We start from the raw sequence: 21,936 nt of genomic DNA on the forward strand, positions 1-21,936 counted from the left end.
GACGCGTGTTTTTTTTCTTACAATAATATTGTATGAAGGAGAGGAGGAAGGAAGATGGAAGCTTATTTTAGTGCGCATCCATTAAAACCGTTTATTCCCTACTCAAGGCAACATGCCATTATATTATTTATTCTGTTGGTGGGAATCGTTTTTTTATATCAATACCAAGATGTATTACGTCAAAATGAGTGGAATATAACGGTTCGATATGCGATTGCATTTCTATTTATAGGGAGTGAAATTGGACTTCATATGTGGGAGTGGAAAGCAGGGATTTTTGAGCTAGCCACTTCATTACCGTTTGAGTTATGTACGATTAGTTTGTTGTTAGCGTCAATTATGATCATAACGAAAAGTTACCGTATATATGAGATTGTATTTTTTACAGGAATTATTGGTGCATCACAAGCCATTTTAACTCCAAACTTGCAGTATACTTTTCCGCATTTTCGGTTCATTGAATATTTTATCGCGCATATATTGCTCATTTGGGCTCCACTCTTTATGACTTGGGTGGAAGGATATCGTCCGACAGTACAATCTATTAAACGCACAATGATATTTTTAAACATATTGATTCCGATTGTTTCGTTTGTAAATTACAAAACAGGTGGTAATTATATGTTTTTAGCTCATAAGCCAGAAACAGCTTCATTACTTGATATGTTAGGACCACATCCTTACTATATTATTTCATTAGAACTCGCAGCGCTTATTGGATGTTTTATTTTGTATATGTCGTTTGCGAAAAGAGAAAAACAGTTACATAAAGAATCGTTAGGGTCATAACCTAGCGATTTTTTATATATTAAATATTTACAATTCAGAAAATTAAGAATAAAATTGAGGAGTAAATTATAGAGAGAGAAGGGCGAAAATGGTCAAAAAAGTATTTTTGAATGGGATGGAAGTGACGGTTCAATTTCTTATTTCGATTTTGGGTATTATTTGTTTAGGGACATTGCCGAAACTATTTTATGGATTTGAGCTACATGCATCACAGTACATAAAGAGTTTACAAGAAGTGTTTGTGAATTTAATGGACATCTCCAATTTTAAATATGTGGGAGATAAATTTTTATTTCCACAGTTGTTTGTCCATTATAAAGAAACAATTATTATATTTTTAGCTGCTTTTTTCATTTCATTATTTGTAGCATTTTGTATTGTTTATGTAATTATGAGTAGTTCACCGCGTATACAACATCGAATTAAATCATTTCTTATCTTCCTAGAATCCATTCCAGATATCCTTCTTATTTTAGTATCACAAATTTTAGTTGTATGGTTTTTTAAACAAACAGGTTTTTTACCTTTTCAAATTGCTTCAATTGGTGGCGAGTCGATTAGAGGGTTGCCAATATTGTGTTTGAGCATCCCGACTACGATTATGTTTGTAAAAATGGTCGTGCTTCGTTTTGAAAATGAACTAGAAAAAGATTATGTACTATTTGCTAAGGCGAAAGGGCTGGGGCGCTTTCATATTTTAAATCGTCATATTTTACGAAATGTGTTGCTTAGTACATTATTCTTTGCGAAAACGAATATCTTTTTTATGTTATCTAATTTATATATTATAGAATGGATTTTTAATACGGGTGGTATTTTTATGTTTTTGAAATCGTATGAGGGTATTAGAGTTGAAGTTTTTATCGTGAGTGTACTGCTTATTTATATTCCGATTTTTATTTTATTTAAATTGTTTCATTATCTCATTCCGGCTGCGATGAAGGAGAGATTATAATATGTGGACGTATATAAAACGTGATAAAAGATTTTGGATAAGTATTGGGTTTCTTCTTCTATTAGTTCTTTTGAGCATCGGAAATACGTTATGGAATGATGGACATATTAGACAAGTTACATTGCAATATGATGCGGATGAAAATCCACAAGTGCCACCGTTTCCACCTTCATTACAATTTTTACTCGGGACAGATCGGAAAGGATATGACCTGTTACATTTAGTCATTGAGGGCGCGAAATGGACGGTTGGTATATCTATTTTAATTGCGGCACTTAGAATGGTAATAGGTGTATTTTTCGGTGTCGTGCTCGGAACGTACATAAAAAGAGGATTTTCAAAAATTGAGGCTTTCTTTGATAGTTTTACAGTTATTCCGACAGTTATGATTGCGTATTTTTTTCTTCAATTTGCAAGTACATTTGGAAGTGGGGAGGAAACAACAACCTTTTTTGAAAGGGCTTCGTTTCAAGTTGTCTTACTTGTAATGCTTGTAATGCCAGTTATTGCACTGTATGTTGCGAAGGAAGTTCGTAAATTGCGAACGGAGGAATTTGTTGATGCCGCGCGCATATTAGGTGGATCGAGAAGACATATTGTTATAAAGCATCTTTTCCCGCATCTTTATATGACGTTTATACTTGTATTTTTTCAGCAGTTTACGCAGACTCTTACTATTTTACTGCACTTAGGGTTACTAGAAATATTCTTTGGCGGAACGGTTAAGTTTTTAGGACCGATAGAAGAAATAGAATCTTACACACATGAATGGTCAGGGTTAATTGGAGTCTATTTTAGATCATTAACAGTGAATCCGTGGATCCCTCTCGTTCCGATTACATTTTTTGGACTTACTATTTTTTCAGGAAATATGATTGTAAAAAGTATCGAAGAGGCGATGATGAAAGTAAGGTTAGGAGGAGAGCTAAAGAAGGATGTTGTAGAAGAGGAACAATCTGTTGTGCAGTCAAAGGAAGAGCTGTTTACGTTTAAACATACGATGTAAAGAATCTAGGAAACTAGGTTCTTTTTATTTTGTTATATTACAATATCGTAAGAGAGATGTAATGAAAATCGATAGGGGAGAAATACGATTTCGTATACACTTCATGTATAGAGAAATACGAGGGCGGGTGAAGGTATACGATGGATTTTTTAGAAGTATCAAAACGTAGTATAAAACGAAATATGAAAGATTATTTTCTATACTTTATTTCATTAGTAGGCAGCATTATTATTTATTTTACATTCGTATCGATTAAACGAAATGAAAGTGTAGTAGCTCTTTTAAAAGAATCGGATAAGGTGGAAACGACATTTACGTTTGCACAAATATTGTTGATTATCTTTTTAACGATATTTATTTTTTATTGTAATGGCTTCTTTTTACGAAAGAAGAAAAAAGAAATTGCACTATACAGTTTACTAGGTATCCGTAAAGAGGAGATTGCGAAGTTACTCTTTTATGAAACATTATTAGTTGGTGCTGCGGCAAGTGTGTTAGGTATTCTTGCTGGTTTATTTATAGCGAATATGTGCGCAGGGTTTCTCGTAAAGTTAATGGGAAGTGCATTTACTTTTACATTTACGATTTCATTTTTATCTATAGTAGAAGTTCTTATAACGATAGGTGCAATTTTTTTTATTGCATCATGGAAAAGTAAAAAGTTAATTTATGAGCATCGTTTAGTTGAATTACTATATGGCGAAAATCAAAAAGAAGAGGCACCTACGTATTCAAGTAAGAAGGCAAAACGAGCGATTGTTTTATTAATTACAGGTTATATCATTGCGCTACTTACACAAGTTTTTGGATTTGGAGCAATTTTTATTACAGGTCTACTTATTTTTGGCTGTATTGTAAAAGGTACGTTTTTACTATTTGAGCAATATACAGTGAAATCACTCCATAAAATAAAGGGAGATAAAACGAAATATTGGAATGGAACGAACATTTTATCGATTTCTTCATTGTTCTTTAGAATAAAAGGAAACGTAAAGATGTTAGCTTTACTATCTTTATTAAGTGCGGTAACACTATGCACAATTGGTATGAGTTCTAGTATGTATTATGGAGCAAAGAAAACAGGAACACTTATGAATCCAGTTAGTTATGAATATGTAACCACTGGGAAGGAATTAAATAAGAAAGTTAGAGAAGAGATACAAAAACATGGAGGAATCATTAAGGGTGAAACAAAAGTAGAGTTGTTTTCGGGGCAAGTAAATATAGATGGTTCGAGTATGTTAACAGGATATTTAATTAGTGATGGCAATGTACAAGTTATAAAAGAGTCAGATTATAATAAAGCAGCTCCTATGTTAGGTAATAAAAAAGCTGTTTTAGGTTCTGAAAAGGAAGTTGTTTTATTAGATCCGTATAAATCATATAACATCGAAAAGAATTCACTTGAAGGAAATAATGTGTCCTTTGAAGGGATGAAGAGAGATGTAACAATTGTTGATCACCGCGAAGAAACAGTTGTTAGCGCGAAACTTGCACCAGTTGGACTTGTTGTTCAAGATTCGTTATTTAATAAGTTGCAGCAAGGACATGCTGTTTCTACAGTTAGAGGATTTATCGTCGAAGGAAATGGTAATGCAGAGGTAACGAAAAATTTAGCGAATATCCTTTCCAAAGAAGCGAAATTCCAATCATTTGAAGAGGCCAGCCAATCTGAATTGCAAGATGGCGCAGTGTTATTGTTTGCTAGTATATTTTTAGGGATTGTTTTTATTCTTGCAACGGGGTGTATTTTATACTTTAAACAAATAACAGAAGCGATGGCAGAGCGTCCAGCGTACGGAATGTTAAAGAAAATTGGACTAACGAAAAAGGAAGCAACAGAGTCTGTAAGAAAGCAAGTAGGTGCAATATTTTTAGTACCATTACTTCTTGCGATTTGTCATACATTCTTTGCATTTTTAAGTTTGATGGGCTTTACAGGAATGTTTGAATATAGTCTTCCTTTATTAGGAAGTATAGGTGTGTATATGATCATTTACTTTGGTTACTATATGTTAACGGTCCGTTCGTACACAAATACAGTATGTAGCGATAGAAAATAAAAAAGAAGCAAGCATGAAATCCATGCTCGCTTCTTTTTTATTTTGTAGAAACTTCGCCTTCAGCTTCTGTTTGCGGAATAAAGTATCCGATTATACCACCAATTATTGCTGGAACGATCCAACCGATTCCTAAGTTATAAAAAGGAATCGTGTGTACGATATTCGCGATAAAACTTGGTATCATTTCCACATTATCAAGTGCGTGAATACAGCTAATGATGAATGCTGCGATCATTGCTCCGATGTAGACAGAAGGTTTACGTTTCGTATATTTATCTATAAATGATACGAAAATTAAAATAATCGTAATTGGATATAAAATAATTAATACAGGTAATGTAATTTTGATTAATAAACTTAAACCTAAGTTTGAAATCACGAAGCTGAAAATACAAACGTATAGTACGAGCTTTTTGTAAGAAACATTTGTTAGTACTGTTGCGAAATAGTTTGCAAATGCACTTACAACACCAATTGCTGTCGTTAAACAAGCGAAGATAATGGCGATGCTTAATAAAACATTACCGCTTGTCCCAAAGAAGTGGTACATAACAGTCGCTAATAGTTGACCACCGTTCTCGAATTGTCCTAAGTTGCCGTTTGAAGCACCGATATAACCGAGTAAGAAGTACACAATTGTTAAAAATAGAGCTGCAATGCTTCCGCAAATAATTGTATATTTGGCGATAGATTTCTTCTCTTGTATACCGTTTTGGCGAATTGCATTTACAACAATCGTTGATAATACAAGTGCACCGATTGCATCTAACGTTAAAAATCCTTCAAGAAATCCTTTGAAAAATGGAATTTCTTTATAGTCACCAATAGGTTCTGTAAATGTTCCTGGTGAAAGTATCGCTTTTGTTGCCATAATTGCAATAATTCCAAGTAAAATTGGTGTTAATATTTTTCCGATATGATCTACTAATTTTGATGGATTTAATGATAAGAAGTAGACGACTGTAAAGAACATCGCACTAAAGATTAACATAGAGTACCATTGGTCCGGGAAAAGTGGTGCAATCCCAATTTCATAAGATACAGATCCAGTTCGTGGAATAACAAATAGTGGGCCGATTGAAAGATAAATAATGATAGCGAATATTGCTGCGAATTTTGGATGAACACGGCTTGCTAACGTGTTGAAACTACCACCGGCAAGGGCAACAGCGACAATAGCAAGTAGAGATAAACCGACGTCTGTAATAATAAATCCTGTAATGGAAATCCACATATTTCCTTCGGAAGAAAGACCGAGAAGGGGCGGGAAAATCATATTACCAGCACCGAAGAAAACTGCGAATAGTAATAAACTAATCGAAAGTATTTGCGCTGGTTTTAAAGTTGTACGCATATAAAGAAAATCCTCCTAATGAGTGTTTTTGTCGAAAATTCAAACAATTTGTCGAGTAACTGTTATTATTTTAAAGGTCTGATGACTAGAAAGCAATAGGGAATTTTGAAAAAATTAAAAAATAATGCATTAAATCGAATAAATATACTATTTATATGTTTAATAGGAAGGATTTAACTTATACGTAAAAAAACACATATCACTAGGATACGTGTTTTAAAAAAATATTTTTTTATCGCGTTCTTCTTTTAAAATTTCAACCGCTTCTCTGAAACGTTGTGAATGGACAATTTCTCGTTCACGTAAGAAGCGTAGGCTGTCATTTATATCTGGATCATCTGATAAGTTAATAAGCCATTGATATGTTGCGCGTGCTTTTTCTTCAGCCGCAATATCCTCATATAGATCGGCAATTGGATCACCTTTAGCTTGTATATAGGTTGCAGTAAATGGAACACCAGCAGCGTTATGGTAGTGAAGTGCACTATCATGATCAGCGTAATGAGGGTCAAGACCAGCAGCTTTCATTTGTTCAGGCGTTGCATCTTTCGTCAGCTTATAAACCATCGTAGCAATCATTTCAAGATGTGCAAATTCTTCTGTACCAATATCAGTAAGGAGACCAATGACTTTATCAGGAATTGTATAACGTTGATTTAAGTAACGGAGTGCAGCAGCTAATTCTCCATCTGCACCGCCATATTGCTCAATTAATAATTTTGCAAGTGCTGGATTGCAAGTTCCTACTTTAACAGGGTATTGTAATTTTTTTTCATAAATCCACATAGTTTCTCTCCTTTATATTTGCCATGGCCAAGGACCTTTGCTCCATTCCCAAGGGGCATTCGAATAACTGTTTCCAAACTGTTGGAGTGGTCCGTATTTTTCTTCCATCTGTTGTTTTAATACTCTTCGTTTATAGGAAAAGTCATTAAATTGATTAATAGCAGCAGTGTCGTCGGGATGTGTATCTAAATAAAGAGTGAGTTCGACTAGTACAAAGTCTAGTTCTTGAAGCTCTAGTAACAGCTGATAATATTCTTCTGGTAGCGATTGAGTCACGTCAGTAGTCACCGCCCTTTTTTATAAGGATTTTCATAATAGTCATAAAAAACAGGCCATAAAGTCCCTTTTTGTAGTGCTTCTTTTGGCGTGAATTGCGGTAAGTTTGGCGGTTGAAAGCCTAAAAATAAATTAGGAGGAGTAGAATAATATTTTTTTCCGATAGGAGGACAAGGATCGAGAGGACTATGATAGGGCACAAATGATCTCATATATTTATTCACGAATAAACCTCCTTACATGTTCATTACTACGTATTGTATTCAGACATAATGAGCATTTATGACACATATAAAAAAGTAATAGGTACGGGGGGAATGAATGTGGAGACTGTGAAACAATTCATTGTATTGGAAGTGAAAAACTTAAAGGAAACGTTGTATTTTTACGAAGGGATTTTAGGAATCAAACCTAGTTTAGAAAGACCGCAATTAGATACAACAGGAGTTTGGTATGATTCTGATTCAAAGAGAATTAGTTTTGTCATGAATCGCGTGTTAGGTGGACGGGAAAAAACTGTTACAGATTCATGTGAGGTTTTAACGTTTACGATTTCTAACATAGAGAAATTGAAAAAGAAGCTGGCGTTTTATGAGATTTTATATACAGAAAATGAATATGCGAAGAGTATTGTAGTACAAGACCCAGATGGATATAAACTTGAAGTGATGGAGAAGGATGAATAGACGGAGGGGATTTGGTGGAGAGAAATTATGAAGAAAGTGCGTTGTTTGAGCATCAATTTTGGCTAAAGGTACTTACTGATCATGCGCAGTTTTTACTTGATGCATTAGCTCCAAAGGAAAAAGAAGATATAAAAAAAGCTATTTATTTTGTTGAAACATTTACGAATCTGTTAAATAAAGTTCGTAATGTGAATCTCGTGGCATTTTCCAAAGAGGCGGAACAAGCAGCTAAGGAAATACGAATGTTTAAATTAAATATTATACAGAAACAGTTGGAAGGAAAAATTACCATTCATTTTACGCCAACTTTTATCAATCATATGGTAAATGAAGTTGAGGAGTATATAACGGTTTTAGAGTTTTTAAAGAAAGGGGAAGTTCCGCCTGTTTTTCACGAATTACATTATCATCTCGTTTGGTTAACAGATGCAGCTGGTCATGCAGGCTCTATTTCTGGTGGGCTAGATCTTGTTGAAAAAAGATTAAAAAAGAAAAGTGAAGAATTCGAGAAGCACTTTGAACAATTTTATTTGAAGGCAGTTGAAATGACGGGGTATTTAAGGACAGAGCTTCATCATTTTCCTGCATTAAAGAAGTTTACAAAAGATGTTTCACTTGAACTAAAATTATTTTCACATTTTTTACATGAAGTGGAAGAGCTCGAGTTATCAAATGAAATATTAAGTGCATTATCAGCGAGAATGGCAGATCATATGGCAAGAGAAGAATGTTATTATTTATTAAAATTAGCTCAATCGTCTGGGCTTGAAATGCCGAAGTGTAATCCGCTTTAAAGAAAAAGAGGTCAATTTTATTTGGCCTCTTTTTCTGTTTTATTGTCTCTTTTTATTTTTGCTTGTTCAATACTTGCCTGTAATGTCTCCATAATATTGATGATGTTTGGAGCAGGAGAGATGGTTTCCGTTTTTTCCTGTTCTTCAATTTTATTTTCTATTAATTCGGTAAGAGCTTCTTTATATTCATCTGTATATAACTCTTGTTCGAAAGGGTTTGTAAGATGGTGGATTAAATTAATTGCTGCGGTGAGTTCTTGTTTTTGAATCGGATAATTTTCGTTACTTGGTAAGTTAGGTGTATTTGTTATATCGCGAATTTCATTAGGATAGTGAATAGTTTGCAACATAAGCCCATCTTCAAAGTTACGGATAATAGCTAAATGTTGTTTTTTTCTAATGGAAATATGGATAAGACCAAGTTTATTCGTACGTTCAAGAGCTTCTTTTAATAATAAATACGATTTTTCGTGTCCTGGAGTAGGGCCTATAAAATAAGAACGATCATAGAGAACGGAATCAATTTCGTTATTTTGGATAAAAGATATAATACGAATAGATCGTGGTTCGTGAGCTTTTTGCAACGTAGATAATTCTTTTTCATCCATAATAATGTACTTATGAGGTGCGTATTCATAGGCTTTTACAATATCTTTATCATCGACTTCTTCATCTGTACAATCGGGAGCGAATTTTTTATATTTAATAGGTGTTAAGCATTCTTTATGGAGGCTTAAAAATTTTATATCGTTTTCATCTACGGCGCTATATAGTTTAATTCCTATATTTAATAGTCCAAGTGAAAGTGCACCTTTCCAGACGGTATGCAAATGAAACATCTCCTTTCGTTCAAAAATGGTTATGTATATTATGAGATAGTAGGAAATTTCCTATACGTGTATTTGTTTTTTACGGAAGGGATTGGAATATAAAAGATATTGACAAGCCCTCTGAAATATTTTAATGTGAGTGTATAAAATTGTGTATAAAGGGGAGTAACTTATTACAATAAAGTCGTCATTACAGGGAGAAACCCTCGGCTTTATTGGCAACGTTTCGTTGTTAGTGAGACCTTTACCAGCAATGGTAAAGGCCCCTTATTGTCTTTTTTAGGACCCTTACCATATTTGGTAGGGGCCTTTTTGTATACAAAGAGAGGAGAAATAAAAATGAAAAAACTGATTAGTAGATTAAGAGTTGTATTTCATGTTCGCCGATTTGTTCCATTCCTATTTGACTTTTTTACTTCAAAAGAGGTTTCAATAAAGAAGAAAATCTTATCCATTGCTTTTTTAGTTGGTTATGTAGCGATGCCGCTCGATTTAATTCCAGACTTCTTACCGTTCATCGGTATTTTAGATGATATTGGGATTGTGTTATTTATTTTGAACCGAATTGTAAAAATGGCGCCAGTTCAATTACAAGAAAAGCATAATGTAAACGTAGGATAGGAGTTAAAATATGGAGCAAATTATTTTAGATATAATTGAGTTTTTAAAGCAGTTTTCTTATTTTGGAGTTGTATTGGCTTTAACGTTTGAATTTATTCCAGCAGAAGTCGTTTTGCCTATGGTTGGATATTGGGTGTACGAGGGGGATATGAATTTTTGGCTAGCTGTATTAGCTGGAACACTTGGCGGAACGACAGGACCGTTAACGTTATACGCACTCGGTTATTACGGTGGTCGTACTCTATTAATAAAGTACGGGAAATACTTCTTTATTAAAGAAGAACAAATTCAAAAAGCAGATGATTTCTTTGAGAAATATGGACCAGTTGTAGCATTTGTTGGACGCTTTGTACCGGGAGTTCGAACACTTATTTCTGTTCCATGTGGTATGGCAAAAATGAATATATGGAAATTTAGTATTTATACATTTGTAGCAATGTTCCCGTTAACAACTTTATATGTCTATTTTGGAATGAAATTAGGTCCGCATTGGGCAAAAGCGGCGGATGTTGTTGGACAATATATGCTACCGATATTACTTGTCGTCGTTATCGTTGTCGGTGGTATATTAACCTATAAATTTATGAAAAAAAGGAACAGCACGGAATCTATCTAGTCATTGATATTTGTATATTTTTTGAAAATAGATGAATCGTACAGGCAAAAGACTCTGAAGGACATACACATATAGGGAATAAAAAAAGAGAGAGGGGAAACAACTATGTCTTGTGAGTGCTCAGGGATAGCATTAACTTGTTGTCCAGATAAAAATTATGTACAAGATAAAGTGTGTAGTCCGTGGTCTGCTACTGTAGTTGCAACAGCAATCGATAATGTTCTTTATACAAATAATATTAACCAAAACGTAGTGGGTACTGGTTTTGTTAAATATGATGTTGGACCAGGCCCAATTACTGTAGAGGTGCTTGATTCTGCTGGTACTGTACTAGATACACAAACATTAAATCCAGGAACGAGTATCGGGTTTACGTATCGTCGTTTTGATATTATACAAGTTGTGTTACCTGCAACACCTGCTGGAACGTATCAGGGAGAATTTTGTATTACAACACGTTATCCACTTTCATAGCAGAATAGGAGAGGATCAAAATGGGAATGAGAAGTTCCAGTTTGTCTTGTTGTTCTAATAAAACGCTTGTACAAGATCAAGTATGTACAGACTGGTCTATTACAGGTGCTGGTACTCAAATTGTATATACAAATAATATCACGCAAGAAGTATATGGTTCAGGTTACGTAAAATATGATGTAGGTGCGGCTCCAATTACAGTTGATTTTTTAGTAGGTGCTACAGTAATTGATACAATTACCGTACAACCACAAAGTAGCGGTACTTTCACTGTAAGATATTTTACGACTGTTCGAATTACTACAACAGGAACAACTGTTAATCAAGGCGAGTTTTGTATTACAGTACGTTATCCGATTTCATAAAAAAGCATACCGCAAATGGTATGCTTTTTTAATTGAGGAAGTAATAAGATTGGTATTTTATAAACAGCATGTAAATTGGCAACAGTACTTGCCTTCTAAATATAGTGAAGGATTATGTTGGATATTAGCAATATTAACTGACTGTAAGTCTTTTCCTGTGTACGATATTGTATTACCAGGAAACACAGTGAAAATATTGGTTACTGCTCCAACGATTTGAATTGTAATTGCTTCTGTGCTGCTAGTACTATTGTAAACCGAGACAGTGCCTGATATAGGCAGCATTCCATCACTTTGCCACAGTATCATCGATTGCGATTCATCTTTGGCGGAGGGAATGTTGTTATTCGTTATAAGGAAATTTCCTGCAAATTCATTTGTTACTCGCTCGCAATCTGGATCTGGAGGAGGGGGAGGTGGACAAGGATCTGGGCAAATGATAGACAAAGGAGCAAAACAGCCAATGTTTTTTTTATTCTTCAATACAACCCCCTCCTTTTTAAGTAGTCTTTTACTACTATTAAATGTAGAAGCATGGCCGATGTGTTAAGAATAGATAAAAAAAATAAAATCGTGATAGTTTCATAGGCCCATACCTCTTCACAGTTTTTATAGGAAAAAGTTAGTTAACTATTAGATAAAAGTGCTTGTTTTATGTATTAGACAAAAGTGCTTGTTTTATGTAAATGTGGCATTTAATATAAAATTGACTGTATATTTACAAAATTTAAACAAAATAAATTTTTAATTTAAATTAAGTTAATATATGTTCGATACAATAACCAATGTAATTAATTTATTATATGAGGGGGATTCATGTGGAAAGAACAGCTTTACGCAAAGTAAAAGGTCTTATTGGATTATTAATGGTTTTTGTATTAGCATTTGTATCATTTCCGTGGGGTACATCAGTTAAAGCGGAAGAGAAGAAGCAAGAAAAGGCACCGAGTGAGAAGAAGATCGTTTTCCCGGTTGTAAGTGATGTACATATTAAGAATAGTGGAACAGATGATACGTTTCGCTGGAAACGAGCAATCGAGCAACTGAATACACTTGCACCTAAACAAGATGCGTTTGTAATTGTGGGAGATTTTACTGATTCAGGATCACTGCAACAATATGATCGTTTCATGCAAGTGTATAATGAAAATGCAAATAAAGATGCTGTGCGAATGAATTCTCTTGGTAACCATGATTATTGGAACGGTTTATCTGTAGAGGGCGCACAGAAGCGTTTCTTAGAAAAAACAGGAATGGAATCGATTTACTATCATAAAGTGGTGAAAGGGTATCATTTCCTTGTTATGTCTCCAGAAGATGGGACAACTCATGGATATTATTCAGATAAGCAAATTAATTGGTTAAAAGAAGAAATGGCAAAGGCACAAAAAGATGATCCAGAAAAACCAATTTTCGTATTTTTACACCAGCATATTAAAGATACAGTATACGGTAGCCAAGAGTGGGGAACAAAAGATAGCGCGAAAATTAACGAGGTGTTAAAAGAATATCCACAAGTTATTACGTTTTCAGGTCATTCACATTATCCGTTAGATGACCCGAGATCGATTCATCAAAAAGACTTTACATCAGTTGGTACATCTTCAGTAAGTTATATGGAAGTTGAAGGTGGTAAAGTACAAGGGACGATCCCGCCAGGAGCTAGTACATTAAGCCAAGGCTTATTAGTAGAAGTAGACGATAAAGAAGTAACGATCAATCGCCGTGATTTCCATACAAATTCTTGGACAGGCGAGCCTTGGAAAATTAAATTACCAGCAAAGAAAGACACATTTACACATGTAGAAGATCGTGATAAAGAAAAGCCATACTTTGCAAAAGATGCAAAGCTCGCTGTATCAAATGTAACAGAAAATGCAGCAACAGTAACATTCCCACAAGCGCTGGATAACCTTCTTGTTCACTCTTATCGTGTACAAGCTAGAGATAAGCAAACGGGAGAAATAAAGAATAAATTGTTGGCATTCTCAGAGTTTTATCGTGATCCAGTGCCGAAAGAGCTCACATTTACACTGGCAGGGTTAGATGGTGGGAAAACATATACACTTGAAGTAGTTGCGATTGATTCATTTGGCAATGAAAGTGTACAACCATTAACGGCGGAAATTACTACGAAAAAAGATAATATTGACCCGAATGTGAAAGTACCAAAGGCTGATGTTTTCGATGTGAACTTTGCAGATGGTACATTTAAAGACAATTCACCATTTGCTACAAAAGGTGATATGAAGGGCAATGTGACTATTGAATATGATAAAGCATTGAAAAAGAATGTTATGAAATTAAACGGAAAAGCAAACACATTTGGATACCTTCCATTTTCAGCAGCACAAAAAGAGAAAGTAGCAAATACGTTCACGCTAGAAACTGTATTTTCAATGAATGAAATTCGCGGACAAGGTATTTTGCAAAATACAGAGAGTGGCGGAATTGGTTTTGAATCTACAGGAAGTGGATATGTTGAATTATGGGCTCACATTGGCGGCAGTTATAAACGCGTTGGCGTTCAATTAGAAGCAAACAAAACATATCACTTAACAGGAACGTATAACGGAAGTGAAGTAGCTATTTATGTAGATGGTAAAAAAGTAAATAGCCAACCGGCTACAGGAAAAGTGTATCATCCAAATGTACCATTTGCACTTGGAGCGGATCCTGATAGCAATGGAAAGGGCGGTATTCCGTTAAATGGACAAATCGCGCTTGCAAGATTATATAGTAAAGCGTTAAGTTCTTCAGAAGTATTAGCGGCGTACAATGAGTTTTCTAACCGTACGACATTAGAGCAAGTAAATGCGTTATTTGAAGAGCTTGGAAAAGTAAAAGAAGTGCTAGCTGGTACGTATGAGTTTGGTGATAAGCCAGGTCAATATTCAAAGGAAGCATTTCAAAAATTAGAGAAAAGCTATAATAATGCAAAGCAAGCATTTGAAAATGTAGGGAGTACGGGAGAGCAAATCGTTCAAACGTATAACGAATTAAAAACAGCTAATGTAACATTTGTACAATCTAAAGTAGTAGAACAACCGAAAACACCGAAAGAAAAATTACAAATCAATATTGAATCTGCAAAAGCAGTAGTGAAAAAAGCGCAAGATGTAAATGTAACGGACGGTTCAGTGAAAGCACTGAGTCAAAAAATTACAGTGGCCGAAGCTGTAGTGAAAGATGTAAAAGTAAAAGATGCACAGGTAGAAACGATGAATCGTACATTAGAGTATACGATTTCACTTGTTGAAAAAAGCATAAACAAATAAGAGAGAAGAAAAGAAGCTTATCATGATAGGCTTCTTTTTTGTTATACTAAAAATAGCATAGAATGAAGGAGCGAATAATTTGGAAGAGAAAAAGCTAAAAAGAATTCTTGAATATGTATGGATCGCGGTTGTGCTCCTTGTAGGATATTATTTCTTAAAAGAAAAAAGTATATGGGTTCTATTTTTAATGACGTTTTTATTAGCGGGTTTAGGCACGTTATTTATTAATTTCTTCTTTGATAGTTTAAATGCATGGAAGAAGAAAAAGAAGGGAACGAAGTAAAGGAGGGAACATATGCAAAAGTGGAAGCTCATATATCAGGTGATTATTTTCCTATTACTTGTAGGTATTGGAATTGTGAAATACGCAACGCCAATAGGAAATTGGGCATCATTTACAGCTTGCATCGGCATATTTTTCATTTTACAATCGTTAACGAAAAAATATAATAGTACAGAAAAATAGCTCGCCGCTAAAACGGCGAGCTATTTTGTTATGCTTTTTTCTTTTCATCATTCGTTTTTTCGGTAGCTAAGTGACTATGCTTTCTAGAGTAGAAGAAATAGAAGCATAAGCCGACTATAAGCCAAACGGCAAAGCTAATCCATGTTGTTTTAGACAAATTGATCATTAAATATAAACAGCAAAGAATAGCGACAACTGGTAGTACAGGTACGAAAGGTGTACGGAATCCGCGTTTCAAGTCAGGGTGTGTTTTTCGTAAAATAAGTACTGCGCAGCAAACGAATGTGAAGGCTGTTAATGTCCCGATGTTTACTAAATTCGCTAATACGTGCAGATCTAAAAGTCCTGCTAATAAAGCGGCAACAACACCAGTAATCCACGTGTTTAATAAAGGGATTTTCACTCTTTTATTTACACGTGCTAACGCTTTTGGAAGTAAACCGTCACGGCTCATCGCATACGAAACGCGAACTTGTCCATACATAACGACTAAGAGAACGGTTGTCATTCCAGTCATCGCTCCAACAGCGAGTAGTCCTGCAATTGTATCTTCGCCAACGAAATGTAAGGCAAATGCAACTGGATCAGAAACATCTAATTGTGTATAAGGAACCATACCTGTTAAAACGAAAGATACAATCATATATAAAACAGTACAAATAAGAAGGGAACCGATAATGCCGATTGGTAAATCGCGCTGTGGTTTTTTCGTTTCTTCCGCAGCGGTTGCGATTGCATCAAAGCCTAAGAAGGCGAAGAATACAGTAGCAGCTCCAGTAATAATACCGTCGTACCCGAATGGAATGAACGGCGTCCAATTTTCAGGCTTTACATATTTTGCGCCTGCTACGATAAAGGCGATAATAACAGCCAATTTAATAAGAACCATAATATTATTAATGCGTGCGCTTTCACGTATACCAAAACTTAAAAGACCTGTAATGAGTAGTAAAATACAAACAGCTGGTAAATCGATGAGACCACCTTTTCCTACGCCAGGGGCCGAGGCGATTATGGCGGGCAGATGAACGTTAAACCCTTGTAGTAAAGATTGTAAATAACCAGACCAACCGACAGCTACTGCCGCGACGGCAAGTAAATATTCGAGCATTAAACACCATCCGACGATGAAGGCGACGACTTCTCCGACTGTCATGTATGCGTAAGTATACACACTTCCTGAGACAGGAATAGAAGAAGCAAATTCGGCATAACAAAAGGCTACACAAGCACAAGTAAATGCAGCAATAAGAAATGATAGCATAATACCAGGACCAGAATGTTTCGCTGCAACAATACCTGTTAATACAAATATCCCTGTCCCAATTACGGCGCCAATTCCTAAAAACGTTAAATCAAGTGCGGTTAATGTTCTTTGTAGTTGTCGTGGTGATTCAGTAGTAATCGCCTTTTTTCGTAATAATGATTTCACTTTGGACTCTCCCCCCGTTTTTCATTTCCATAACTGCGAATGTAGTATGAGCCCACTAGAAAAGAGTATGTAAGGAAATGGAGGTACAGTTATGGTGCGTAGTTTTTTAAAATTGCTGGATTAATCTTAATATAATTCAGAATATTTTGTCAAATAAAAATATGACAAATAAAATGCGGATGAATAGGAGAAACTACTTGCAGGAATGGACGAGGGTTAACGACCCACTGATTAAAGTTAAAGTAGGAGAAGATGTTATGTTATTTTATTTTGAACTTGTCGTCATTTTACTTTGTACGAAATTAGCTGGTGATATTAGCGTGAGGCTTGGCCAGCCTTCTGTACTTGGTAAATTAATTATCGGTATTATTATCGGTCCAGCTGTACTTGGTATTATAAATAGCTCTGAACTGATTGATGAGCTGAGTGAGATTGGTGTTTTACTCCTTATGTTTATGGCTGGACTTGAAACAGATTTAGACGAACTAAATCGGAATTTGAAATCATCATTTGCAGTAGCAGCTGGTGGAATTATTTTTCCTTTCATAGGTGGTTATGTAACAGGATTGCTGTTTGGACTAATACAATCTCATGCAATTTTTTTAGGGTTATTACTTTGCGCAACGTCAGTTAGTATTACAGTGCAAACGCTAAGAGATTTAGGAAAAATGAATACGAGAGAAAGTACAACGATTTTAGGTGCTGCTGTATTTGATGACGTCATCGTCGTTATTTTATTAGCGTTTGTTATGAGCTTTTTAGGAACGCAAGATGTGAATATAACACTTGTTATCGTAAAGAAAATTATCTTCTTTGTTAGCATTGTTTTTATTGCATGGAAAGTTGTTCCTTGGATTATGAAAATGCTCGTGCCGCTTCGTGTAACAGAAGCGTTAATTAGCGCGGCTCTTATTATTTGCTTCTCTTTTTCTTATTACAGTGAAATGATGGGAATTGCAGGCATTATTGGAGCATTTGCAGCCGGAATTGCCATTTCTCAAACAGAGTATAAGCACGAAGTAGAACATAAAATTGAACCGATTGCTTATGCAATATTTGTACCGGTGTTCTTCGTAAGTATCGGAATGGAAATTACATTTCAAGGTATCGGAAGCCAGCTTTGGTTCATTATCATCATGACGCTCATTGCGATTTTCACAAAGTTAATTGGATCAGGTTTAGGAGCAAGACTAACAGGATTCAACCTTCAATCTTCTATTAGTATCGGTGCGGGAATGGTGTCGCGCGGAGAAGTAGCACTTATCATCGCAGCGAATGGACTTACGGCGAATTTACTAGCGAAAGAAAATTTCACAGCGATTGTTATTGTTGTTATATTGACGACGATTATTACGCCGCCGCTTTTGAAGAAGTATTTTGTATAGAGAGGAAGGGCTTATCTGAAGTAGATAAGCTCTTTTTTTTATAGTAAAAAGCAATAGTCATTAGCTTGAATAGGTTGTAATTATGGTAAAATCTATGTATGTAATATGACGAGGAGAGGGAAGGTTATCGGTATAATCATACTTATTGCAGTATGTACACCGTTTACTGCATGGAAAGAATCAAAAGCGAAAGGTTTTCCGGTTTCTATTTTTTCTTCCTATGTAGAAGATGAAAACCCGAAAGACTATAAGTAGACTGCTTTTGTACCTGACTGTGCAGTTTGGATACATGGATGGGGAAAATACCGATTTGAAGGTGAAATAACGTTATATAAAAAAGGGATGGAACTGTAATTGTTCACCATCCACCTGGTAATGATGGTTTTTATCTATATGGTGTAAATGATAGTAGAGAATATACGCAACCGTAAGAAGTGGAGGTTAAATAGTGAAAGCTTCAACATTACTATTTAAAATTGAAAGTAATATGGATCAATTTTCACCAGCTGAAAAGAAGGTTGCCATGTACATAACGGAGAATGCAGAGATTGTTCCGAACTTAACGACGAAAGAAGTGTCAACGAATGCAGGCGCAAGTGAGGCGAGTGTCGTTCGCTTTTGTAAATCGATTGGGATTGGGAGCTTTAAAGCATTTAAAATCGCGCTCGTTCGTGAATTAACGATTGCTGATTATAATATTAACGATTTTTCAGTGATGAATACGGAAGATGGACCGTATGACTTGTTTAATAAAGTTACATATGTGAATAAAGCTGCAATTGAGGCGAGCGTTACGGCGATAGATAAGAAGGAGCTTGAGAAAGCAGCAGATCGTATTGTAAATGCGGATAAAATTATATTTTACGGAGTAGGCGGATCAGCTACTCCAGCGATGGACGGGGCTTATAAATTTACACGGCTCGGATTTACGGCAATGATGCTGTCTGATTTTCATATGATGTTGCCGCTTGTGACGAATTTAAAAGAAGGCGATATATTTGTGGCGATTTCAACATCTGGTCGTACGAAAGATGTACTTGAAATGGCGCAATATGCGAAGAGACAGGGTGCAACAGTTATTGCGATTACGAAGCTTGATCAATCATCACCGTTATATAAAGAGGCGGATATTCGTCTTTGTATGCCAGATGTAGAACAAGATCATCGTATTGCAAGTATTGCTTCAAGAATGACGCAATTGAACATGATAGATGCTCTATATGTGATTACCTTTAATCGCATTGGTAATAAAGTGCTAGATCAATTTATGGAAACAAGAGAAGAAGCTTTGCGATTACGGAAGCTGAAATGAGAAGATGGGGAAACCCATCTTTTTTGCATACGGACGGACATAAATTCGTCATGAAAAGAAATTAAATTTCATAAAATAATAAAGTAATATTGATTTTAAATTTCTTGAAGTTATAATGAAAGTATGAAATTAAATTTCAAAGTAGGTGGGAATATGTTAGAAAATTTATCGACAGAACATCGTAATGAGAAGACGATGAATTTAGATGAGATGAGCATAAAAGAAGTTCTGCAAAGTATGAATGAAGAAGATCGAACTGTTGCATTAGCAGTTGAAAATGAAATAGAGCAGATTGAAAAAGTTGTGCAGACTGTTATTAAATCTTTCGAAGAAGAGGGCCGATTAATTTACATTGGGGCTGGTACGAGTGGCCGTTTAGGTATTTTGGACGCAGTGGAATGTCCGCCGACATTTGGCACAGACGATAAAATGGTGCAAGGATTTATAGCAGGTGGGTTGAAAGCGTTTACTAAAGCGGTAGAAGGTGCAGAAGATCGCGAAGAATTAGCAGAAGAAGATTTAAAAAGTATTGGATTAAATGAGAAAGATACAGTGATTGGAATTGCAGCAAGTGGTCGAACTCCTTATGTTATTGGTGGCTTGAAGTACGCGAATAGCGTAGGAGCGAGTACAGCTAGTATCTCCTGTAATAAAAATGCTGAAATAAGTAAATATGCAAAACTAAACGTGGAAGTAGAAACAGGCGCAGAAATTTTAACAGGATCAACGCGTTTGAAAGCTGGTACAGCGCAAAAACTAGTGCTCAATATGATTTCAACAGCATCTATGATTGGTGTAGGGAAAGTATATAAAAACTTAATGGTAGATGTTCAATCTACAAATGAAAAGTTAATAGAACGATCAAAACGAATTATTGTGGAAGCAACAGGTGTTAGTTATGAAGTAGCGGCAGAGCATTATGAAAAAGCAGAACGTAACGTGAAAGCTGCGATTGTTATGGTGTTATTGCAGTGTGAGTATGGGGAAGCACTGGAGAAACTAAAAGAAGCGAAAGGGTTTGTGAAGAAGGCACTATAAAATAATAGGGAGGGGGATTCTATTATGAAGAAAGAAGAGAGAATGGCCAGAGAAATTTCAGAGCAACTTGGGGGAGTAAAAAATATTCGTGGCATTGCTCATTGTATGACGAGACTACGATTAACGCTTCATGATGAAAGTAAAGTAAACATGGACCTTTTAAAAAAGGTTGAAGGGGTTATGGGCGTTATTGAAGATGAGACGCTTCAAGTTGTCGTTGGTCCGGGAACGGTAAATAAAGTAGCAGCAGAGATGGAAGGTTTAACGGGACTGCGAATTGGTGAGGTGGCAGATCATCACCTTGAAGATCTTGGGCAAGAGATGAAGTCAGAGATTAAGAAGAAAAATAATACACCGGTGAAAAACTTTTTAAGAAAAATAGGAAGTATTTTCATTCCGTTAATTCCGGGTCTTGTTGCGTCAGGTATTATAAATGGGGTTGCTAACTTTGCGAAAAACGCAGGTGCTGATCCGAATGCAACATGGCTACAAATGTTACTACTTATTGGCGGCGGTATCTTTACATTCTTAGGCATTTTAGTCGGTTGGAATACAGCGAAAGAGTTTGGCGGGACTCCAGTTCTTGGGGCAATTGCTGGTATTTTAATTTTCAATCCAGCGATGGCGAACGTAAAGTTATTTGGTGAAGCGCTCGTACCCGGACGGGGCGGATTGTTTGCAGTTATTTTTGCAGCGTGGCTTATGGTTGTAGTGGAAAGACAAGTTCGAAAAGCTGTACCAAATGCAGTTGATATTATCATAACGCCACTTATTACTGTGTTAGTCGTAAGTATCGTAACGATGTTAGCAATTCAGCCGGTAGCAGGTTTCTTATCTGAAGGAATTACGAGCGGAATTAATGGTATTTTAAGTATTGGTGGCGCGTTTGCGGGAGCAGTACTTGCAGGAACATTTTTACCGCTCGTTATGGTCGGATTACATCACGGTTTAACACCGATTCATATGGAGTTTATTAATCAAACGCACGTAACACCTTTATTACCAGTACTCGCAATGGCTGGAGCTGGTCAAGTAGGTGCAGCCATTGCGATTTTTGTAAAAACAAAAAATAAACGACTTCGTAACGTAATTAAAGGGGCATTACCAGTTGGATTTTTAGGAATTGGCGAACCGTTATTATATGGGGTTACATTACCACTTGGAAAACCGTTTCTTACAGCTTGTTTAGGAGCAGCAGTTGGCGGTGCATTCCAAGCAGTTATGAAAACAGCTGCACTCGGAATCGGTGTATCTGGATTATCATTAATTCCGTTAATTGCTGATAATAAATATTTATTATATTTCCTTGGATTAGTAGTGGCATATACGTTCGGATTCATCTTTACGTACTTCTTCGGATTTAAAGAAGAAATGGCAGAAAACATATAGAGAAAGGGATTCCTTTCTCTT

At 35.6% G+C, this 21,936-nt stretch carries 24 protein-coding genes and 1 pseudogene; 18 read left to right on the plus strand and 7 right to left on the minus strand.

Annotated elements, in window-relative coordinates; all coding sequences use genetic code 11:
• Window positions 1–54 precede the first annotated feature (54 nt).
• The 4 genes from BGI23_RS04180 (at window position 55) to BGI23_RS04195 (ending at window position 4,813) form a co-directional block, all read left to right on the plus strand.
• Window positions 55–789 (plus strand): YwaF family protein, encoded by a 735-nt coding sequence (locus tag BGI23_RS04180; protein WP_070805292.1) that lies wholly within the window; start codon window positions 55–57, stop codon window positions 787–789.
• An 88-nt stretch (window positions 790–877) separates the two neighbouring features.
• Window positions 878–1,744 (plus strand): ABC transporter permease subunit, encoded by an 867-nt coding sequence (locus tag BGI23_RS04185; RefSeq protein WP_000239703.1) that lies wholly within the window; start codon window positions 878–880, stop codon window positions 1,742–1,744.
• 1 nt (window position 1,745) lies between these two features.
• Complete coding sequence (locus BGI23_RS04190) at window positions 1,746–2,750, plus strand: ABC transporter permease (protein WP_000269964.1); 1,005 nt, start codon at window positions 1,746–1,748, stop codon at window positions 2,748–2,750.
• A 140-nt stretch (window positions 2,751–2,890) separates the two neighbouring features.
• On the plus strand, window positions 2,891–4,813 hold the full coding sequence (locus tag BGI23_RS04195; RefSeq protein ID WP_070805293.1) for an FtsX-like permease family protein: 1,923 nt from the start codon (window positions 2,891–2,893) through the stop codon (window positions 4,811–4,813).
• A 37-nt stretch (window positions 4,814–4,850) separates the two neighbouring features.
• Here the strand turns inward: BGI23_RS04195 and brnQ2 are convergent, their stop codons facing one another.
• The 4 genes from brnQ2 to BGI23_RS04215 form a co-directional block, all read right to left on the minus strand.
• Window positions 4,851–6,167, minus strand: a complete 1,317-nt coding sequence (gene brnQ2 / locus BGI23_RS04200; protein WP_070805294.1) for a branched-chain amino acid transport system II carrier protein BrnQ2 — start codon at window positions 6,165–6,167, stop codon at window positions 4,851–4,853.
• Between the two features lie 216 nt (window positions 6,168–6,383).
• Window positions 6,384–6,953, minus strand: coding sequence for a spore coat protein CotJC (cotJC, locus tag BGI23_RS04205; RefSeq protein ID WP_000265273.1), 570 nt, complete (start codon window positions 6,951–6,953; stop codon window positions 6,384–6,386).
• A gap of 12 nt (window positions 6,954–6,965) precedes the next feature.
• On the minus strand, window positions 6,966–7,229 hold the full coding sequence (locus tag BGI23_RS04210; RefSeq protein ID WP_070805295.1) for a spore coat protein CotJB: 264 nt from the start codon (window positions 7,227–7,229) through the stop codon (window positions 6,966–6,968).
• 8 nt (window positions 7,230–7,237) lie between these two features.
• Window positions 7,238–7,453 (minus strand): spore coat associated protein CotJA, encoded by a 216-nt coding sequence (locus tag BGI23_RS04215; RefSeq protein WP_001046257.1) that lies wholly within the window; start codon window positions 7,451–7,453, stop codon window positions 7,238–7,240.
• A 48-nt stretch (window positions 7,454–7,501) separates the two neighbouring features.
• Between BGI23_RS04215 and BGI23_RS04220 the strand changes: the two genes are divergently transcribed.
• Together BGI23_RS04220 and BGI23_RS04225 are read left to right on the plus strand one after the other, a co-directional pair.
• The gene (locus tag BGI23_RS04220; protein WP_157441019.1) at window positions 7,502–7,915 is read left to right on the plus strand and encodes a VOC family protein; all 414 of its coding nucleotides are present in this window, start codon (window positions 7,502–7,504) and stop codon (window positions 7,913–7,915) included.
• 14 nt (window positions 7,916–7,929) lie between these two features.
• Entirely contained in the window at window positions 7,930–8,709 is a 780-nt protein-coding gene (locus tag BGI23_RS04225; protein WP_070805297.1) for a DUF2935 domain-containing protein, read from the plus strand.
• Window positions 8,710–8,726: 17 nt separating this feature from the next.
• On the opposite strand, the gene ku is transcribed toward BGI23_RS04225, so the two are convergent.
• Window positions 8,727–9,539: a non-homologous end joining protein Ku gene (gene ku, locus BGI23_RS04230; RefSeq protein WP_070805298.1), complete on the minus strand. Its 813-nt coding sequence runs from the start codon at window positions 9,537–9,539 to the stop codon at window positions 8,727–8,729.
• 339 nt (window positions 9,540–9,878) lie between these two features.
• Between ku and BGI23_RS04235 the strand changes: the two genes are divergently transcribed.
• The 4 genes from BGI23_RS04235 (at window position 9,879) to BGI23_RS04250 (ending at window position 11,615) form a co-directional block, all read left to right on the plus strand.
• Window positions 9,879–10,160 carry a YkvA family protein gene (locus BGI23_RS04235; RefSeq protein ID WP_000733844.1) on the plus strand — a complete coding sequence of 94 codons (282 nt, stop codon included), beginning with the start codon at window positions 9,879–9,881 and terminating at the stop codon, window positions 10,158–10,160.
• Window positions 10,161–10,170: 10 nt separating this feature from the next.
• Window positions 10,171–10,776, plus strand: coding sequence for a DedA family protein (locus tag BGI23_RS04240; protein WP_070805299.1), 606 nt, complete (start codon window positions 10,171–10,173; stop codon window positions 10,774–10,776).
• Between the two features lie 105 nt (window positions 10,777–10,881).
• Complete coding sequence (locus BGI23_RS04245) at window positions 10,882–11,250, plus strand: DUF3992 domain-containing protein (protein ID WP_070805300.1); 369 nt, start codon at window positions 10,882–10,884, stop codon at window positions 11,248–11,250.
• Window positions 11,251–11,270: 20 nt separating this feature from the next.
• Window positions 11,271–11,615 (plus strand): DUF3992 domain-containing protein, encoded by a 345-nt coding sequence (locus BGI23_RS04250; RefSeq protein ID WP_000525809.1) that lies wholly within the window; start codon window positions 11,271–11,273, stop codon window positions 11,613–11,615.
• A gap of 57 nt (window positions 11,616–11,672) precedes the next feature.
• Here BGI23_RS04250 and BGI23_RS26965 read toward each other — a convergent pair whose 3' ends face one another.
• Window positions 11,673–12,098, minus strand: coding sequence for an S-Ena type endospore appendage (locus BGI23_RS26965; protein ID WP_000791316.1), 426 nt, complete (start codon window positions 12,096–12,098; stop codon window positions 11,673–11,675).
• Window positions 12,099–12,433: 335 nt separating this feature from the next.
• On the opposite strand from BGI23_RS26965, the gene BGI23_RS04265 reads away from it, so the two are divergent.
• The 3 genes from BGI23_RS04265 (at window position 12,434) to BGI23_RS28270 (ending at window position 15,359) form a co-directional block, all read left to right on the plus strand.
• Entirely contained in the window at window positions 12,434–14,893 is a 2,460-nt protein-coding gene (locus tag BGI23_RS04265) for a LamG-like jellyroll fold domain-containing protein (protein ID WP_070805301.1), read from the plus strand.
• A 79-nt stretch (window positions 14,894–14,972) separates the two neighbouring features.
• Complete coding sequence (locus BGI23_RS04270) at window positions 14,973–15,176, plus strand: hypothetical protein (protein WP_000391504.1); 204 nt, start codon at window positions 14,973–14,975, stop codon at window positions 15,174–15,176.
• Window positions 15,177–15,188: 12 nt separating this feature from the next.
• The gene (locus BGI23_RS28270; protein ID WP_001174836.1) at window positions 15,189–15,359 is read left to right on the plus strand and encodes a hypothetical protein; all 171 of its coding nucleotides are present in this window, start codon (window positions 15,189–15,191) and stop codon (window positions 15,357–15,359) included.
• 28 nt (window positions 15,360–15,387) lie between these two features.
• Here the strand turns inward: BGI23_RS28270 and BGI23_RS04280 are convergent, their stop codons facing one another.
• Complete coding sequence (locus BGI23_RS04280; RefSeq protein ID WP_046198846.1) at window positions 15,388–16,791, minus strand: branched-chain amino acid transporter BcaP; 1,404 nt, start codon at window positions 16,789–16,791, stop codon at window positions 15,388–15,390.
• A gap of 161 nt (window positions 16,792–16,952) precedes the next feature.
• On the opposite strand from BGI23_RS04280, the gene BGI23_RS04285 reads away from it, so the two are divergent.
• The 5 genes and pseudogenes from BGI23_RS04285 to BGI23_RS04305 all read left to right on the plus strand — a co-directional run bounded on the left by BGI23_RS04285 (window position 16,953) and on the right by BGI23_RS04305 (window position 21,915).
• On the plus strand, window positions 16,953–18,176 hold the full coding sequence (locus BGI23_RS04285; protein WP_369804957.1) for a cation:proton antiporter: 1,224 nt from the start codon (window positions 16,953–16,955) through the stop codon (window positions 18,174–18,176).
• 105 nt (window positions 18,177–18,281) lie between these two features.
• Window positions 18,282–18,607: pseudogene (locus BGI23_RS04290) on the plus strand (outer surface protein).
• 17 nt (window positions 18,608–18,624) lie between these two features.
• On the plus strand, window positions 18,625–19,488 hold the full coding sequence (locus BGI23_RS04295) for a MurR/RpiR family transcriptional regulator (protein WP_000648180.1): 864 nt from the start codon (window positions 18,625–18,627) through the stop codon (window positions 19,486–19,488).
• A 153-nt stretch (window positions 19,489–19,641) separates the two neighbouring features.
• Complete coding sequence (gene murQ, locus BGI23_RS04300) at window positions 19,642–20,526, plus strand: N-acetylmuramic acid 6-phosphate etherase (protein WP_000892365.1); 885 nt, start codon at window positions 19,642–19,644, stop codon at window positions 20,524–20,526.
• 24 nt (window positions 20,527–20,550) lie between these two features.
• Window positions 20,551–21,915, plus strand: a complete 1,365-nt coding sequence (locus BGI23_RS04305; protein ID WP_000711318.1) for a PTS transporter subunit EIIC — start codon at window positions 20,551–20,553, stop codon at window positions 21,913–21,915.
• Window positions 21,916–21,936: the final 21 nt, after the last annotated feature.

The organism is Bacillus sp. ABP14, assembly GCF_001831375.1.
Taxonomy (GTDB): Bacteria; Bacillota; Bacilli; order Bacillales; family Bacillaceae_G; genus Bacillus_A; species Bacillus_A paranthracis.

Bases quoted from the DNA above. Each gene is read 5' to 3' on its own strand.
- BGI23_RS04195 (WP_070805293.1), top strand. From the start codon at position 2,891: ATGGATTTTTTAGAAGTATCAAAACGTAGTATAAAACGAAATATGAAA.
- BGI23_RS04285 (WP_369804957.1), top strand. From the start codon at position 16,953: ATGACAAATAAAATGCGGATGAATAGGAGAAACTACTTGCAGGAATGG.
- BGI23_RS04180 (WP_070805292.1), top strand. From the start codon at position 55: ATGGAAGCTTATTTTAGTGCGCATCCATTAAAACCGTTTATTCCCTAC.
- BGI23_RS04220 (WP_157441019.1), top strand. From the start codon at position 7,502: ATGAGCATTTATGACACATATAAAAAAGTAATAGGTACGGGGGGAATG.
- cotJC (WP_000265273.1), bottom strand. From the start codon at position 6,953: ATGTGGATTTATGAAAAAAAATTACAATACCCTGTTAAAGTAGGAACT.
- BGI23_RS04190 (WP_000269964.1), top strand. From the start codon at position 1,746: ATGTGGACGTATATAAAACGTGATAAAAGATTTTGGATAAGTATTGGG.
- BGI23_RS04185 (WP_000239703.1), top strand. From the start codon at position 878: ATGGTCAAAAAAGTATTTTTGAATGGGATGGAAGTGACGGTTCAATTT.
- BGI23_RS04250 (WP_000525809.1), top strand. From the start codon at position 11,271: ATGGGAATGAGAAGTTCCAGTTTGTCTTGTTGTTCTAATAAAACGCTT.
- BGI23_RS04240 (WP_070805299.1), top strand. From the start codon at position 10,171: ATGGAGCAAATTATTTTAGATATAATTGAGTTTTTAAAGCAGTTTTCT.
- murQ (WP_000892365.1), top strand. From the start codon at position 19,642: ATGTTAGAAAATTTATCGACAGAACATCGTAATGAGAAGACGATGAAT.
- BGI23_RS04245 (WP_070805300.1), top strand. From the start codon at position 10,882: ATGTCTTGTGAGTGCTCAGGGATAGCATTAACTTGTTGTCCAGATAAA.
- BGI23_RS04235 (WP_000733844.1), top strand. From the start codon at position 9,879: ATGAAAAAACTGATTAGTAGATTAAGAGTTGTATTTCATGTTCGCCGA.
- BGI23_RS28270 (WP_001174836.1), top strand. From the start codon at position 15,189: ATGCAAAAGTGGAAGCTCATATATCAGGTGATTATTTTCCTATTACTT.
- BGI23_RS04305 (WP_000711318.1), top strand. From the start codon at position 20,551: ATGAAGAAAGAAGAGAGAATGGCCAGAGAAATTTCAGAGCAACTTGGG.
- brnQ2 (WP_070805294.1), bottom strand. From the start codon at position 6,167: ATGCGTACAACTTTAAAACCAGCGCAAATACTTTCGATTAGTTTATTA.